16 protein-coding genes are annotated in these 15,657 nt (G+C 58.8%); 1 reads left to right on the top strand and 15 read right to left on the bottom strand.

Translation table 11 applies throughout. From position 1 onward, the window contains the following. Nucleotides 1-10: 10 nt before the first annotated feature. The 9 genes from AC2FFH_RS08095 to AC2FFH_RS08055 form a co-directional block, all read right to left on the bottom strand. A complete protein-coding gene (locus tag AC2FFH_RS08095) occupies nucleotides 11-424 on the bottom strand; it encodes a DUF3168 domain-containing protein (RefSeq protein ID WP_496766979.1) in 414 nt (137 codons plus the stop codon). Next, nucleotides 421-759, bottom strand: coding sequence for a phage head closure protein (locus AC2FFH_RS08090; RefSeq protein ID WP_496844170.1), 339 nt, complete (start codon nucleotides 757-759; stop codon nucleotides 421-423). The genes AC2FFH_RS08095 and AC2FFH_RS08090 overlap by 4 nt, the downstream gene beginning before the upstream one ends. Next, complete coding sequence (locus tag AC2FFH_RS08085) at nucleotides 756-1,355, bottom strand: head-tail connector protein (RefSeq protein WP_496844169.1); 600 nt, start codon at nucleotides 1,353-1,355, stop codon at nucleotides 756-758. The genes AC2FFH_RS08090 and AC2FFH_RS08085 overlap by 4 nt, the downstream gene beginning before the upstream one ends. 170 nt (nucleotides 1,356-1,525) lie before the next feature. Beyond that, nucleotides 1,526-2,704, bottom strand: a complete 1,179-nt coding sequence (locus AC2FFH_RS08080) for a phage major capsid protein (protein ID WP_282169346.1) — start codon at nucleotides 2,702-2,704, stop codon at nucleotides 1,526-1,528. Between the two features lie 34 nt (nucleotides 2,705-2,738). Continuing rightward, nucleotides 2,739-3,284, bottom strand: a complete 546-nt coding sequence (locus AC2FFH_RS08075) for an HK97 family phage prohead protease (protein WP_496844168.1) — start codon at nucleotides 3,282-3,284, stop codon at nucleotides 2,739-2,741. Nucleotides 3,285-3,310: 26 nt separating this feature from the next. Then, nucleotides 3,311-3,529 carry a GTA head formation protein, RCAP_rcc01685 family gene (locus tag AC2FFH_RS08070; protein WP_108860356.1) on the bottom strand — a complete coding sequence of 73 codons (219 nt, stop codon included), beginning with the start codon at nucleotides 3,527-3,529 and terminating at the stop codon, nucleotides 3,311-3,313. Further along, nucleotides 3,522-4,685, bottom strand: a complete 1,164-nt coding sequence (locus tag AC2FFH_RS08065) for a phage portal protein (RefSeq protein WP_496844167.1) — start codon at nucleotides 4,683-4,685, stop codon at nucleotides 3,522-3,524. The genes AC2FFH_RS08070 and AC2FFH_RS08065 overlap by 8 nt, the downstream gene beginning before the upstream one ends. A 968-nt stretch (nucleotides 4,686-5,653) precedes the next feature. Further along, on the bottom strand, nucleotides 5,654-7,024 hold the full coding sequence (locus tag AC2FFH_RS08060) for a DNA-packaging protein (RefSeq protein ID WP_496844258.1): 1,371 nt from the start codon (nucleotides 7,022-7,024) through the stop codon (nucleotides 5,654-5,656). Nucleotides 7,025-7,522: 498 nt separating this feature from the next. Further along, nucleotides 7,523-8,590, bottom strand: a complete 1,068-nt coding sequence (locus AC2FFH_RS08055; protein ID WP_496844166.1) for a linear amide C-N hydrolase — start codon at nucleotides 8,588-8,590, stop codon at nucleotides 7,523-7,525. A 420-nt stretch (nucleotides 8,591-9,010) separates the two neighbouring features. On the opposite strand from AC2FFH_RS08055, the gene AC2FFH_RS08050 reads away from it, so the two are divergent. After that, nucleotides 9,011-10,267 carry a DEAD/DEAH box helicase gene (locus tag AC2FFH_RS08050; RefSeq protein ID WP_496723430.1) on the top strand — a complete coding sequence of 419 codons (1,257 nt, stop codon included), beginning with the start codon at nucleotides 9,011-9,013 and terminating at the stop codon, nucleotides 10,265-10,267. Between the two features lie 38 nt (nucleotides 10,268-10,305). Here the strand turns inward: AC2FFH_RS08050 and mltG are convergent, their stop codons facing one another. From mltG to fabG, 6 genes are all read right to left on the bottom strand, one after another. After that, a complete protein-coding gene (gene mltG / locus AC2FFH_RS08045) occupies nucleotides 10,306-11,466 on the bottom strand; it encodes an endolytic transglycosylase MltG (RefSeq protein ID WP_496766972.1) in 1,161 nt (386 codons plus the stop codon). Continuing rightward, entirely contained in the window at nucleotides 11,467-12,732 is a 1,266-nt protein-coding gene (fabF, locus tag AC2FFH_RS08040) for a beta-ketoacyl-ACP synthase II (protein WP_496766971.1), read from the bottom strand. It abuts the gene before it with no gap. Nucleotides 12,733-12,925: 193 nt separating this feature from the next. Continuing rightward, entirely contained in the window at nucleotides 12,926-13,669 is a 744-nt protein-coding gene (locus AC2FFH_RS08035) for a 1-(5-phosphoribosyl)-5-[(5-phosphoribosylamino)methylideneamino]imidazole-4-carboxamide isomerase (protein ID WP_496740430.1), read from the bottom strand. 122 nt (nucleotides 13,670-13,791) lie between these two features. Next, the gene (locus AC2FFH_RS08030; RefSeq protein ID WP_496844165.1) at nucleotides 13,792-14,331 is read right to left on the bottom strand and encodes a GNAT family N-acetyltransferase; all 540 of its coding nucleotides are present in this window, start codon (nucleotides 14,329-14,331) and stop codon (nucleotides 13,792-13,794) included. Between the two features lie 139 nt (nucleotides 14,332-14,470). Continuing rightward, a complete protein-coding gene (locus AC2FFH_RS08025; RefSeq protein WP_005982462.1) occupies nucleotides 14,471-14,704 on the bottom strand; it encodes an acyl carrier protein in 234 nt (77 codons plus the stop codon). 209 nt (nucleotides 14,705-14,913) lie between these two features. Further along, a complete protein-coding gene (fabG, locus tag AC2FFH_RS08020; protein ID WP_058274008.1) occupies nucleotides 14,914-15,651 on the bottom strand; it encodes a 3-oxoacyl-[acyl-carrier-protein] reductase in 738 nt (245 codons plus the stop codon). Between the last annotated feature and the right edge of the window lie 6 nt (nucleotides 15,652-15,657).

Below are 15,657 nucleotides of genomic sequence, written 5' to 3'. Positions count from 1 at the left end.
CGTTGATTGGTTAGTCATCTTCCACGCGGGCGCGGAATTTCAGGTCGATCTGGCGGATCGCTCCACCGGTCCCGGTGCGCCGGGCTGATGCGCGCTCGAACCACAGGCCCACCAGACGCCCGCGATCAAGGCTGGGCAAGGCACCCTCCAGCGCGTCACACACGGCTCCTGCCAGGGTCTTGGCGGCCCCGAACCCTGCGGCTTCGGATACGACCGAGACCGTGAACCGGTGCACCGCACCTCCACCCGATCGGTCAGAGACATCACGAACCTCTTCCGGTCCCAGCGTCACATAAGTCTGTGGTACTGCTCCGGCCGGCACCGCGTCATAGATCGCGCCACCCGACAAATTGTTAACCTGCGTATCCTCTGAAATCTGCTTGAACACCGCCGCCTGCAGGGCTGCTGAAACGCCATAGCTCATGCTGCCACCTCCTCATCTGCGAAACAGGTCAGGTACTGGCCACGCGGATCACACTCGGCGACAGCGCGGATGACAAAACGACGTGCGCCCTCTGCAAAGCGCTGATCCGGCGATGGCCGCATGGTGGAGCCTGTGGGCGCGCCCCGGACCACGATGCGATAGCCGACCCGCGATACCGGGACGCCAGCCACCTGCCGCTCTGACCCGCTGCGCGCGGTCACCTCGGCCCATACCGTGCCCAGCGGTACCCAGGTTTCGGTGTATCCGCCTGATCCATTGGCCACGCGCACCGGCGCTTCCAACTCCAGCTTTCTGTTCAACCGCGGCGCTTTCATTGCACGACCCCTGCAACAAACCGAACTGTGCGATAGCGCTGGATCAGGCTGGTGACACCAAACGGCATGCACCCGGCACCCAGCGCTGTCTCATCGCGGTATTCGTAGTAATGCGCGGCCAACAACAGCACCGCCTGCCCCAGATCGGCGGGCAACCCGCCCCAATCCATTGCCATCCCAGCGCCAAAGACGATCCTGACAGAACCACCCTTTGTCATCTTCGGCATCAGTGCCCCAACGGAGCGTAGCCGGGGACGCTGCGCGTCTTTTTCCAACCGGTATCTATCCGAGGTGACAACCGTCTCTGCATCGTCTGCATCTGCCAGCGTCACACTCTTGACCTCGGTGACCGGAGCCACCGGCAACACTTCACCCGACTGGTCTCGCCAGACGGTCAGGCTCCAGGAAAAATCGCGCTCGATCAGAACCTTGCCTGTGCGCGCTTCGATCGCCGCAACGGCTGCGCGCAGAAAGCCTTTCAGCACATCGTCCTGAACGCTGCCTTCGGCAAAGCCTGTGCCCAGCCGCAGATGCGCTTTAAACTGATCCACCGGCAGCGCCGCATCCGCGATGGCGGTTTCTTCGATCAACATCATCCATTCACTCCGCAATCTCGGACCCCTCCGGGGGCCTCACTCAAGAAAATGACGGGCACGCACCGCCCCACGTTGCTCGGACGGAGGGGAGCAGCTAGACAACGCAGGGGATCTCACCCCGGCCCGCGCCCGCGCCCGAGGGGCCAATGACCCCCCGGATCCGTCACCGCTTAGGCGGTGCCGAATTTCACCAGCTTGATCGCGGCAAAGTCGCTCACGTCGCCGCCGACACGCTTGGTCGCATAGAACAGAACGTGCGGCTTGGCGCTGAACGGATCACGCAAGACGCGCAGATCAGGGCGCTCGGCAATAGTGTAGCCGGCCTGGAAGTCACCAAAGGCAATCGAGAAACTGTCGGTGCCCGCATCCGGCATGTCCTCGGCAATCAGAACCGGATAGCCCATCAGGCGCGCAGGCTCACCCGCAGCCAGACCGTCCGACCACAGGAAGCGGCCATCGCTGTCCTTTAGCTTGCGGATCACACCAGCAGTTTTCGAATTCATTACGAAGGTGCCATTGACGCGGTATTGCGCGCCCAGCGCATAAACCACATCGACAATCGCGTCCGCATCGACACCACCGTCAATGCCGGTCGGGACATAGCCCAGATTGCCCCAGGTCCAAACATCATTGTCGACCTTGGCATGGTTCAGAATGCCATTTGGCTTGTCCGCACCATCGCCCGAGATGAACGCCGCCGCTTCGGCGCGGGCAAATTTGTCAGCGATACGACCAGCCAGCCATCCCTCGACATCGAACGCACTGTCATCCAAAAGGCGCTGCGACGCCTTTGGCAGCGCGCTCAGCTCGTGCAAGGCAATCGAGATGCGATCAATAGACGGGGTCGCCGTCTCGGTCGCAGCAGAACTTTCATCCGCCCAGCCCGCGCCCACGTCGGTGTGGTCGATCAACACGTCGAACGAGTTCGCCTCGACATTCACCACCGAAGCGATCGAACGGATCGAGGCCGTGGATTTCAGCACCGACTTGATCATCTCGGCGGTTTGCGGATCGACCAGATATCCGCCATCGCTGTTAACGGCGCTGGACAGCGATTTGGCTTCCATATCAAGGCCGCGCAGGCCGTCATCGTCACCGCATCGCACATAGGCGTCGAAAGCCTTCTGATGCGGCGCACCGTCCTCGATTGAAGCCGCAAGATGCGGGCGCGCCGCGGTGATTGATTTACGATCCAGCATGGTCAGTCGCTCTTCTGTCTGTTGCAGTTTGGTTTTAACTTCAGCCTTCAGGCCCTTGAATTCGCTCACGAAGCCAGTCATCGCCTGCTTCACCTCCTGAACCAGGGGCACACCCTCTCCGGTCAAGGCCGGGGTCTCGGTCTTGCTCATCAGAACTTCCTTGTTTGGGTGGGATTGAGGCGCGCTAGGTTCGCGCCAGCTCCTGCCGGGCGTGATCAAACACCTCGGCAATATTGCGCAGGGTGTCCTCGGCGTCCGGGATCGTCCCCTTTGCCGCCACCCGCGCACTGGGCAGCATCGGAAAAGTCACAAGCGACACCTCCCACAGCTCCAGTTCGGTCAGGACCCGATGGCCCTTTTCATTTTTTATGGCCCGTTTGATGCGATAGCCGATCGACAGCCCGTCAATGGCCCCGGCCCGGATCAATTCCGCAGCTTCACGGCCTTTCTGCGTGGTTTCCAACATACGTCCCTTGACCCAAAGCCCGCGTTCATCTTCGCGCACGTCGTCCCAGACACCGATGGGTTGCGCCGGGTCGTGCTGCCACAGCATTTTGACCCGCTGACCTGCCGCCGTTAGCCCAGCCAACGACCTGCGATATGCGCCTTTCTGCACTACATCGCTCCCTTGATCGACCTGCCCAAACAGGCTGGCATAGCCCTCGATCACCGCGTCCTCGGTCACCGACAATCCATCGCTAAACCGCGCAAACTTGTGTTCTAAATCCATGAACACCTCCTCATAAGCCTCTGAATTCATGGCGACACCACCAGAATTGACTGAAACGCTTGCGCCAGGATCACCGCAACGACTCCATAGACCGTCAGCCACAGCCGTTTCTCCAGCCGCTCCATCATCTCTTCGATCTGATCCAGCCGCCTGCATAAATGCGCGTGCTGGATCTCGGCCACCCGTTCATGCGCAGCCAAGCGCAGGCCCGGCGCACAATCAAACGGCGGATACCCCTCAGCCATCTGCACGCTCCGGTAGCCCCAGCATCACGCGTTTCTCAGCGTCTGTCAGGAACTCGGCGCCGTTGACTCGCGCCCATTGCGCATCCCGCTCCGCCGACAGCGCCGGCACCTGATCCAGGTCGGGTTTCAACACCAGTTCTTCGCCTGTAAAGCCCGCCAACCATTCCGACACCGCCGCCGCCACCCGCGTCACCAAGGGCAGAACGGTCAGGCGGTAAAACGCCCGGTTGGCCTCCTGATAGTTCGAATAGGTCGCGTCGCCTTGAATTCCCAGCAACATCGGCGGGACCCCAAAGGCCAGTGCGATCTCGCGGGCGGCGGCTTCCTTGGTCTTTTGAAACTCCATGTCAGAGGGTGAAAAACCCATCGGCTTCCAATCGAGCCCCCCTTCCAGAACCATCGGACGGCCTGCATTGCGCGCCCCGCGATAGTTTTGCTCAATCTCATCGGACAAGCGGCGGAATTGATCCTCGGCCATCACCCCATGTCCATCGCCGCCTTTCCACACCAACGCGCCCGAAGGCCGCGCAGCATTGTCCAGCAATGATTTCGACCACCGCGACGCGCTGTTATGCACATCAATCGCCATCGCCGCAGCTTGCATCGGCGAGAACCCGTAGTGGTCGTCTTGGGGGTGGAATGACTTGATATGACAGATCGCATCAGCCGGGAAACGATGCTTCTTGCCGCCCGCCGTATAGTCATACGCCTTGGGCCATCCATCCGCCCCCGGCACCACGCTCATTCGGTCCGAGCGCAGGACGTGCAGTTCAACCGGCAATCCATCCTCGGCCTGTGCCGCCTCGACATAGGCGTTTCCTGACAGCAACAACTGCCCAAACAAAGCCTCCATCAATTCCGCCCGCCCCTGCGCCGCATTCGGGCGGCGCATCAGAGATATGATCGGATGCACGTCATAGCGCTGCGCCTGATCCTGCAGCACCAGAGGCAGTGCCGCCGCCGCCTCGGCGATCAACTTGACCGAGCGGAACCCCACCGGGTTCCCCGAAAACCCCGTCCGCGTCAGCGACACCGCGTCCCTGGGGCTCCACGCCACGCGCCCACCCGTCTGCCACGCCACCACAGGCCCCGCCGCGCTCGCCTTTGCTTCGGGCGCTTCCCCGGCCGTTCCACGACGCAAGAAATCGAATACCATCTGTGCTCCTTTCTGCCGCCGCTCTGCCCGGCTTGTTGAAAAGAGTTATGAGGGAAAGAGGTTTAAGCCTCGGGAATGGAGCGTGCGGAGGTTGGGCAACGGCAAATCGCGCTTACCATTCATGGAAAGAGAAACACTTACAGGCTCTTAACCGATTTCGTCTATTAGATTTCTAATCGAGCTGGCGCATGTTGCGTAGGTGATTCCAGTGTTTTGCTTGTAAACGGCATCTAGTTCTGACTGCCAATCGGAATCTGGCATTTCGACTGGTCTGATTTCTTCCTTGTAGCCAGTAACGACACCGCAAACTCTATGTAAGCCATCTCTATAATGAACAACCGGTCCACCAGAGAAACCTATCGTATTGAACCCGTCCAATATCATACGGTTTCCGGTAATAGCTGATACAATAGCCCCCTCTCTGAAATGGGAAAGGGCGCCCCTCCAAACCCGAGAAGTCAACGTATTCCTCAAGCGACAGAGGGAAACCTAGGAAGTGTACGTGCTGCCCGCAAACAAGGCCATCCATATCTAGCGGAAGCGACAGCTTATCAAGAAAATCGACAGGGTATAGAGGGTTACTGAATACAGCGATATCAAGATCGACTGACTTAGTTAGCAAAACAGCAGAACTGAGGTACTCCCAGCCAGATCGACTCTTTATTGCAATCGGTTTTTCTAGCCTGTCATCAACTAAATGGTTGGCCGTGATAAAATAATGATTGCCTTTATACTGGACTGAAACAGCGGTTCCTAACTGTGAAGATCGAAAAAGGAAAGTTCGGCCCAATACATTAGTCGTTGGCGGCATTATTCGAAACACCGAACTAGAGTGATCTAGGTGAGTTACATCGCCCATCGAGTGCGCAACCTTAGATAATAGTCACGCAAAAGCTGGGCTATCCATATGAGAACGTCAAGCTGTGATGTATCGCAATACAAAGGAAAAACATATTCATTGATTGCATCTACAAAGTCCGCACGCGAGGCCGCCGATACGCCCCCGCAGGCCCCACCACCAACTCATGCAGCGCCCAGACCAGCGCGTCGACCCGGTCGGGGGAGCCCTGCCCCTCGAACCCCCGCGCGGTCATCTGGCACATCTGCTCCTCCAGCGCGTCCAGCCCCGCGACATGCGCCACCCGCCCCTGTTCGTACAATGCCGCAACAGGCTCGGCACGCGCGACCTTCCCGCGTGAGGCCCGCACCGCGCGATAAGGCACCAGAGGGTCCACCTGCCGCACGACCTCTTCCACCAGTTGCCCGCCCTGATTGACCTCGGCCACCAGTCTTTCGGCCCTGAATTCATCCATCGCGTCAATCGCCGCCTGCGCCCAGCCCGCCGGGCCAACGCCCTGCACCGTCCGGTCGGCCAGTACATAGGCCCGCCAGTCCTCGGGCGGCCCTTGCACTTGCGCGCCGACCACCACGATCCCGCAGGCATCCGCATCCGAGCCCGCCGTCACCGCTGGGTCCAGCGCGACCACAATACGGTCCAACTCTGGTACATTCTCAACTCGCGCCGCGTCCAGCATCGCCCCGGTCCACAACGCCCCCTCGGCATCCGACAGCAGCACGCCGTCCAACTCCTGCCGCCCCAGCCGCGTACCCGCATAACGCGCGCGCACTTCGTCCAGAAACGAATCCGCCAGATTGGCCCGGTTCGCCTCGGTCGGCGCATGGGTCTGCACGGTGGACGGAGACGCCAGCAATTCCTTCAAAACCTTCACATTGCGCGGTGTGGTCGTCACACAGACCCGAGGTCGCTCCCCCAACCGCAAGGCAAATTGCAGCATATCCCAGGTCTCGCCAGCCTTCTTCCACTTGGCCAACTCATCCACCCAGGCCGCATCGAACTGCGGCCCGCGCAACCCCTCAGGATCATGCGCCGAAAACGCCTGCGCCTCAGCTCCGTTTGGCCAGATCAGTTTCCGTTCGGACGCCTTCCAGACAGGTCGCCGATCCGGCGGCGAACACTGCAAAATCCCGCTATCGCCAAAGATCATCACATCGCGCACCTGATCGAAAGTCTCACCGACCAAGGCCACACGACGCGCCTCGCCGCGATCCAGCGGCAAAGCCCCCTCGACCACCTGTCGCACCCATTCTGACCCGGCCCGCGTCTTACCAGCACCGCGCCCGCCCATGATAACCCAGGACCGCCAGTCGCCTTCGGGCGGCAACTGATGCGGCAGTGCCCAGAACTCGAACAGGAAAGGGAGGGCGCACAGCCCCCCCTCCCCGATCTCACTCAGAAATCTGTCCCGAACCGCAGCAGGCGCGGAGGCGAGCCAGCCTGCACCCAATCTCAAATCGAGCGCGCTCAAGGTCGAGCGCATACCCCCCTTGGGCAATTCCGGCTTGTCTGTGATGTTGTTCGACAAAGCTTGTCTCCACTTTCTGACAACTTCGGATCAGCCCCTCTAACTGCCCGAGTTGCTTGGCTGAACCAGCAAGATCTGCATCCTCCCCGGCACCGATCTGTTTGCGCAGTTCTTCCGCTGCTTGGCGCAGATCGCGAATGGATCTCTCAAGCGACTGCAACAAATCAGCCGTCTGGGACATCCGCTCTTCCGGGGTAATCAAAGTCATGTGTGCCTGTGACCTCATGCGTGAGTGATCTCCGCACGAGAGAAACGAAAAACGGCCACCGGGTCGCCCCGGGGCCGTCGTCCACCTCTTCTAGCATGACACAACTTATACGCAAGAAAGTCCGCAAAGTCAATGTGTTGCGCAACAACGGCGCAACGGGTAGCGTGCGCTGATAGTTAAGAGACCTTTACTGATAGGACTATGTGGCAGACGGTCGTCAGTGGTTGAGCCCCGTGACTACAACGTTACGTATCGCCGAGAAAAAGAAATGGCTCGGAAGGTTCAAAGCTGGCCGAAACCTCGCCCGCAAGGATGGGCTTTTCGCCAAGTTCCAATTTCAGGGTAGAAGCCCCATCGGAGAGATCAAGGTTCTCGATATCCACCCAAAACAATGTAGGGCTGAACACGCTCTCATAGTAGTACCGACCCAGCTCATGATCAGCGACCGTACGCCAGGTTGTTGATGCGATGTTTGGGCGCTCTGGGTCCGTCACACCAAATGGTACGGAAATTGATCGCACGAGAGAGAACACCGCCGCCGTCGCATCGTTTTTGTCGTCAAACGAGGGAACGGCATTCAGATTCCAGCTCAACCGCGCAAATCGGTCGGAAGACCGATGGGTTCCGGGCAAAAATGAAAGACCATTAACTTCACCCCAATAAGTGGTGATTGCGAGTTGTTCGTCAAAAGTAGGAGAGTTCGTCATGACAGTAAATTCGCGGCCGTGGTGGATAGCCAACTCGCCATCGAGATACTCGAATATTGCACTGTCACCAGACGCATCGGATAGCGCAATATGCCCCCCTGCCTCATGTCCGCTAGGCAACATCGGCGCTACAATCACGAATGGCTCTTGCTCCATAGCTGCAACGGCTTCTTCAACTGTTGCAAAGTTATCCAGAAAATACTGCAACCACCCTCCGACAGAAATGAGAGGTTTGTCTCCGGCATTTTCCGTCCCGTAATCCGCTTCGGCAAGATAGAGAGCGTTGCCGACCAGCCCGCCATCATTCATGCCGTCAACAGTTGCTCCGTCATAGATCGTTGCCACGACAGAGCCGTATTTGGACGTCCATTTGACCGAATTCTCTCCGGCACCACCATCACGGTCCATGCCCCGCGGGAAGGCCCAAATGTCTGTTGAAGTATCTTCGAACCAGTCAAGCGTCCTCCCCGTGAGGAAGGATCCGTCTGCCGTTTCATAGACGATCCGAGAGCATGCGATTGCTGAAGACGCGGCTAGAACCACGGTCAGAGTGGTAGCTACAAGTATTTTAGCGCACATTTCTGGATTCCTTTTTTGGTCATACACAAAAAGTCATCTCCCCTAAGGATCGGGTATTTTCCGATGTTATGAAAGCCAAGAAGCACTTCGGGATTTTCAAAGCCCAGCTGGACAAGGTTCTTCTATTTGAACAATCCGTTCCCTGGCGGCCGCGGCAAGTACGTGTTCCCACTTCGCAATTCATGGCTTGACAAATGCTAACAAAACTAGCATGTGCCACCTTAAGACAGCGCTGACGCGTGAGCATTGACGGTCGCAGCAGACCCCACAGCGCATCACTACTTCTCCTAGTTCCCATTCACGCAGGGTTCTTGACGCGACGCCAGATGGCGCAGGGTTCGCCTGCACGTCCCGAGGTTTAGCGGAAACCCTGCCGGTCACGCGCTGCGTGGCCAGACACGTCTTGTCCGCACGGCTATTGCCTTGCGGGTTACAAAGGATAGTTATTTGTTCGACTTCGACATGCTGGGCCTTGCACCAGCCCTCAACGATGCACTGAAACGTGCCAATTTCTCACAACCGACCCCTATTCAGAACCAGGCCATCCCGCTGGCGCTGAACGGTCACGACATCCTGGGCCTGGCGCAGACCGGCACCGGTAAGACGCTAGCCTTCGGCCTGCCGCTGATCGACCACTTGCTGGCGCAGCCCGGCAAACCCGCGCCCAAAACCGCCAAAGCGCTGATCCTTGCCCCAACCCGCGAGCTGGTCAACCAGATCGCGGATAGCCTGCGCAACCTGACCGACAAGACCAAACTGCGCGTGGCCACCGTGGTCGGTGGTCAGTCGATCGGCAGACAGATTTCGTTCCTGTCGCGCGGCACCGACATTCTGGTCGCCACACCCGGGCGTTTGATCGACCTGATGGAACGCGGTGCTGTTGACCTTGGCTCGGTGCGACATCTTGTACTGGACGAGGCCGACCAGATGCTGGACATGGGCTTTATCCACGCCCTACGCAAAATCGCACCCAAGCTGGGCACGCCGCGCCAAACCATGCTGTTCTCGGCCACTATGCCAAAACAGATGGAAGAGCTTAGCCAATCCTATCTGACCAACCCGCAGCGAGTGCAGGTCTCGCCTCCAGGTAAAGCGGCGGACAAGATCACGCAGTCTGTGCATTTCGTCGACAGGGCCGGCAAACCGCGGAAATTGCGCGAAATTCTGTCCGCTGACATGGACGCTCTGACCTTGGTATTTTCCCGTACCAAACACGGTGCCGAGAAACTGATGAGAGGCCTTGTGGCCGATGGATTCAACGCGGCCTCGATTCACGGTAACAAAAGCCAGGGACAGCGCGACCGCGCGATCAAGGCGTTCCGGGCCGGAGAGATCAACGTATTGGTCGCGACCGACGTGGCCGCGCGTGGCATCGACATTCCCGGTGTTGCCTATGTGATCAACTATGACCTGCCCGAAGTGCCCGACAACTATGTCCACCGCATCGGGCGCACAGCCCGTGCTGGTCGCGAAGGTGAGGCTATCGCCTTCTGCTCACCGGACGAGGTGGATCAGCTGCGCCAGATTCAGAAACTGATGAAGATCGAAATTCCGGTCGCCAGCGGCACCATGCCAGAATTTTCCGAGCCCAAGAAAACCCGCAATCGCGGAGGCTTCCGGGGGCGTAGACCGCAGGGGGCAAATTCGACATCGAAGCCCGCGTCTTCGAAACGTCGTCGCCCACGCGGACGTCCCGCTGCATAAAAAAGAAAAGGCCGCGTTTTCGACGCGGCCTTTTTTTCTTAGTTGCTTGAACTGTTTCTTTCAGCCTCAATCTCTCGCCACTTGGCGACGTTCCGATTGTGCTCCTGCAAGGTTTCCGCAAACGCGTGCCCCCCGGTGCCATCCGCAACAAAGAATACAAAGTTGGTCTCTTCCGGCGCGACAGCAGCCTCAAGGCTGGCCAAACCCGGGTTGGCAATCGGTGTTGGCGGCAAACCGTCTATCACATAAGTATTCCAAGGTGTTGCACGGCGCAGTTCACTGCGACGCAGCCCGCGCCCCAGCGTGCCTTGACCCTTGGTGACACCATAGATGACCGTCGGGTCTGTCTGCAGCTTCATGCCCTGCTCAAGCCGGTTCACAAAGACGCTCGCAACCTGCCCGCGTTCATTGGGAACACCGGTTTCCTTTTCGATGATCGACGCGAGGATCAGCATTTCCTCTGGGCTGCTGATAGGAAGGTCGCCTTGGCGATTCTCCCACACTGCGTTGATGCGCAATTGTTGCTTGTCTTGCATCGCCTGCAGAACAGCCGTCCGGTCATCGCCCGGTGCCAAATCATAGCTGTCAGGTGCCAACATCCCTTCGGCCGGGATCTCGGCAATCTCACCTGTCAGCGGTTCAATCGCCTGCAAGCCTTGCGCTACCTGCCAAGAGGTCACGCCCTCAGCAACAGACACACGGTACCGGGTGTCGGCTTCTTCACGCTTTTGACCGTATTCGGCAGGGATGTCCTCGTCGGTCACATCAAACGATGCGATCTCGACAAATTCCAGCGTTGCCGGGTCCAACTCGCGTACCCGGGTTTGGATGCGGGTGACACCGATACGGTATTCAATCTCGGACCCACAGGTGCTGGCCCCGCTGCTGGTAATCTCGTCGATGATCTGCTCCATCGACGCGCCTTCGCGCACCAGAAAGCTACCGGCTTTCAGCTGCTGCGATTTATCCGTGTAGTCCGCCGCCATGCGAAAGATCATGGCGCTGCTGATGGCTCCGTCATCTTCAAGCTCTTGGCTGACACGGGTCATATTCGACCCGCTTCTGACCTGCAGGCACATGGCGGATTCTAGCGGACCCTCGGCCTTGTATTGCGACTGCCCCCACACAACCAGCCCGCCCATCAGGAACAAGGCAACGATCAGCAAGGTCAGCGCATTCGAAGCAAGAGCCCGGAACATTTAGCTGACCTTTCCGAAGATCACGCTGGCATTGGTGCCGCCAAAGCCGAACGAATTCGACAACGCCACATTGATCTCACGCTCACGCTTGGCGTTGGGCGCCAGATCGATCGGAGTTTCAACGGCGGGGTTATCCAGATTGATCGTCGGCGGAGCCACTTGATCCCGGATCGCCAGGATCGAAAAGATCGCCTCAATCGCGCCAGCCGCACCCAAAAGGTGACCAGTGGCCGATTTGGTTGAGGTCATGGTGGCCTTGCTGGCGTGATCCCCCAACAGGCGCTCTACCGCGCCCAGTTCGATCGTATCCGCCATAGTCGATGTGCCATGCGCATTGATATAGTCCAGATCCGAAGGCTCAAGGCCCGCGCTGCGCAATGCGGCTTTCATGGAACGCTCAGCGCCATCACCATCCTCGGACGGTGCGGTGATGTGATAAGCGTCGCCGGACATGCCATAGCCCAGCACTTCGGCATAGATCTTTGCACCGCGCGCCTTGGCGTGCTCGTACTCTTCCAGAACCACGATGCCTGCGCCCTCACCCATGACAAAGCCATCACGGTCCACGTCATACGGCCGACTGGCTTTCTTTGGGTCGTCTGCGTACTTGGTCGACAGCGCCTTGCACGCATTGAAACCAGCGATACCGATCTCGCAGATGCAGCCTTCACCGCCACCGGCAACCATGACGTCAGCGTCACCTGCACGAATGATGCGGCTGGCATCGCCAATGGCATGCGCACCGGTCGAACAAGCTGTCACGACCGAATGGTTGGGCCCCTTGAACCCGTGGCGGATAGACACCTGACCGGATGCCAGGTTGATCAGCGCACCGGGAATAAAGAACGGCGACACACGACGCGGACCTTTGTCGCGGATCAGGTTTGCCGTTTCAGCAATAGAGCCCAAACCGCCGATACCGGAACCGATCAGAACGCCTGTACGCAGGCGGTCTTCTTCATCCTCAGGCAGCCAGTTGGCATCTTGGCAGGCCATGTCGGCGGCTGCGATCGAATACAGAATGAAGTCTTCGATCTTGCGTTGCTCTTTTGGCGGCAACCAATCGTCGGGGTTAAACGTCCCTTCGGTTCCATCGCCGCGCGGAACTTCGCAGGCATAGGTCGTGGTGACACCGCTCTCTACGGCATCAAACTGGGTGATCGGGCCTGCGCCGGATTCCCCATCCAACAACCGTGACCAAGATTCCTCGACCCCGCTGGCCAAAGGAGTGACCAATCCCAGACCGGTTACAACGACTCTGCGCATGAAATGCCTCTTGCCTGCTTCCTATTTGAGAACCGCTCATACCCCGGCCCGGGGTCCGGGGGCAAGAGCAACGGCACATTCCATCCCGGCGCCATTTCGCCGGGCCGTCCGTCGGTGCGGGTTGTGCCGAAACAATTTGCCCCGACCCTTTCGCAGATTTGAAAGAGCCGGAGCAATATCTTGTGGGATAAACTTACTGGAACTCAGCGACCGGCTCGTGAGCCTGTTCGGCCACATCAAGCGCATCCGCTAAGTCAACCGTCTTGCGGAACAATGCCCGTCCAACCAACGCGCCCGAGATGTTGTGCACATAGGCCAGGCGCGAGATGTCATCTGATGTCCGAACGACACCGCTGGCGATTACCGGTGTGCGCGAAAGTTGCGCCAGACCCGAGATCAGACCCAGCTGCGCGTCGACGTCTTCGATGTCGCTGTCGATATCGGTCACCAGAATTGCCGCAAAGGGCGTACCTTCGAACGCCTCAATAAATGCTTCCGGCGTAAACGCACTCTGGCTGCGCCAGCCTTCGGTCATGACCTGTCCTTGCCAGACATCCACAGCCAGAACGATTTGGTCCGGGTAAAGCTTGGCCAGCTCCTTGACCAGATTCGGGTCCCAGGCCGCCAGCGTGCCAATCACGATCCGTCCCGCGCCTTTGTCGATCCAATACTCGACCTGTTCTCGCGTCCGCATACCGCCGGCCAGTTGCACTGACATCTCAGACGTGCGGATGATTTCCTCGACCAATTCGGCGTTGGTGTCGCGGCCTTCGATTGCATCGAAATCCGTCAGGTGCATCCACGTGGCACCGGCCGCAGACCAGCTACGCGCCGTGTCCGCCGGATTCACATGCCAGATCATCGCGTCGTCCAGACGGCCCTTGTCCAGTGTGACACACCGGCCGTTCTGCAATTCCATCGTGGGGTAAATCCTCATGAGCTTGCTCCTCCGCTCAATCGCTCTGCAAATCCAGAGTACCATACACGCGGAAGATCGGCCCGTTTTACCAGGATCGGCAAACCAAGTTCGGTTTGCGGCATTCAGGAAGTCTCAAATTGTCAGTGGCGTGGCGGCGGACCATTTCGGCGCAGTAGCGTAACGTCGCTGCCATTGTACGCGCATTCACGCATCGGGGCATACCCCAGCTTGTTCGCCAGCTTTTTCGAGGCAGAATTCCCAGAATTCACCATAGCAACCAATGGCCCAGGCATGATCCGGTCAAACCAATCATGCGCGGCCTGCGCGGCCTCTAACCCCAAGCCCTGCCCTTGTGACTCGGGGACCAAAATCCAGCCTGCCTCGGGGAAACTGTCAAAATCCTCGCCAATCGAACGGTTACCGTAAAAGAACCCCGCCTGACCGACCATCTGGCGATTCGACTGCTGGACCACGGCCCATTGCCCAAAACCGGCCATTTGCCAGTGCCCGGCATTTCGAAGGAATGAATCCCACGCCTCTCCGCGCGACCGCGGCTTGCCGCCGATATGTCGCACGATGCACGGGTTGCGCCAAATCTCGGCGAACCGGTTGAAATCTTCTGGCCGCATGGCGCACAGCGTCAAACGGGCCGTATTGATCATAGGGGTGGATCGTATCATGCCCTGCCCGCTTTGAATTATGTGCCTCGGGCAAAAGGTTGCGAACGAATACGGCACCTTGCAAGGCAGAATTGAACAAGGCACAAAAAAACGGCGCCTCCGTTGCCCGGAAGCGCCGCTTTTTAGTTATTTCGAAGCTTTAGGAAGCTTCCGAGATGAATTTGACGGCGTCGCCAAATGTCTGGATGGTCTCGGCTGCGTCATCGGGGATTTCGATGCCGAACTCTTCTTCGAAGGCCATAACCAACTCAACAGTGTCCAGGCTGTCTGCGCCCAGATCGTCGATGAAGGACGCGTTTTCGGTCACTTTGTCTTCTTCAACACCCAGGTGCTCAACAACGATCTTTTTAACGCGATCTGCGACGTCGCTCATGTCTATTCCTCATTCCGTTTTCAGGGCCTAGTGCCCGGTTCTGCCCTTGCCCGCTCAGGCTGGCTTTGATTTGCCCGGTGCGGGCGGTTGGGTCCCGGATGACCGGGAAAGTAGAAGGCCGACCATTTGGTCGACCCCAGCATTTATGCGCCGCCTATAGCATAGACAACGCGCGAGGCAAACGCTTTCGCACCTGCCCCTGTCCGCGCTCACAACATGGCCATACCGCCGTTAACATGCAAGGTGGTTCCGGTAACATATCCAGCTTCGGGGCTGGCAAGATACAGAACAGCCGCCGCAATTTCCGACGCATCGCCCATACGACCGGCGGGAACCTGCCCCAAAATGCCCGATTTCTGATCGTCGGTCAGCTTGTCGGTCATGGCTGTGGTGATGAAGCCGGGCGCAACCGCGTTAGCCGTGATCCCACGACTGGCAACTTCATAGGCCAACGACTTCGTCATACCGACCATACCTGCCTTGGACGCTGCATAGTTTGCCTGACCGGGGTTCCCAGTGGCACCGACGACGGATGAAATGTTGATGATCCGACCCCAGCGCGCTTTCATCATACCCCGCAGCACGCCTTTGCACAGCTTGGCGGTCGAGGTCATGTTCACGTCGATCACGCTCTGCCATTCGTCATCCGACATACGCATGAACAGGTTGTCCCGGGTAATCCCAGCGTTGTTGACCAAGATATCAACCGACCCCATCGCCTCAGCCGCTTGCTTTGGCAGTGCGGAAACAGCCTCGCCGTCGCTCAGGTTGCATGGCAGAACATGCGCCCGCTCGCCCAGTTCGGCGGCCAATGCCTCCAGCGGTTCGACACGTGTGCCGGACAGCGCAACCGTGGCCCCCGCACCGTGCAGCACGCGCGCAATCTCGCCACCAATCCCGCCGGACGCACCGGTGATCAACGCATTCTTACCTGTCAAATCAAACATTCGATC

It is taken from the genome of Ruegeria sp. YTSC003 (assembly GCF_059609785.1).
Note: the sequence above shows the minus strand (reverse complement) of the source record. Positions and strands in the feature narration are given on the sequence as shown.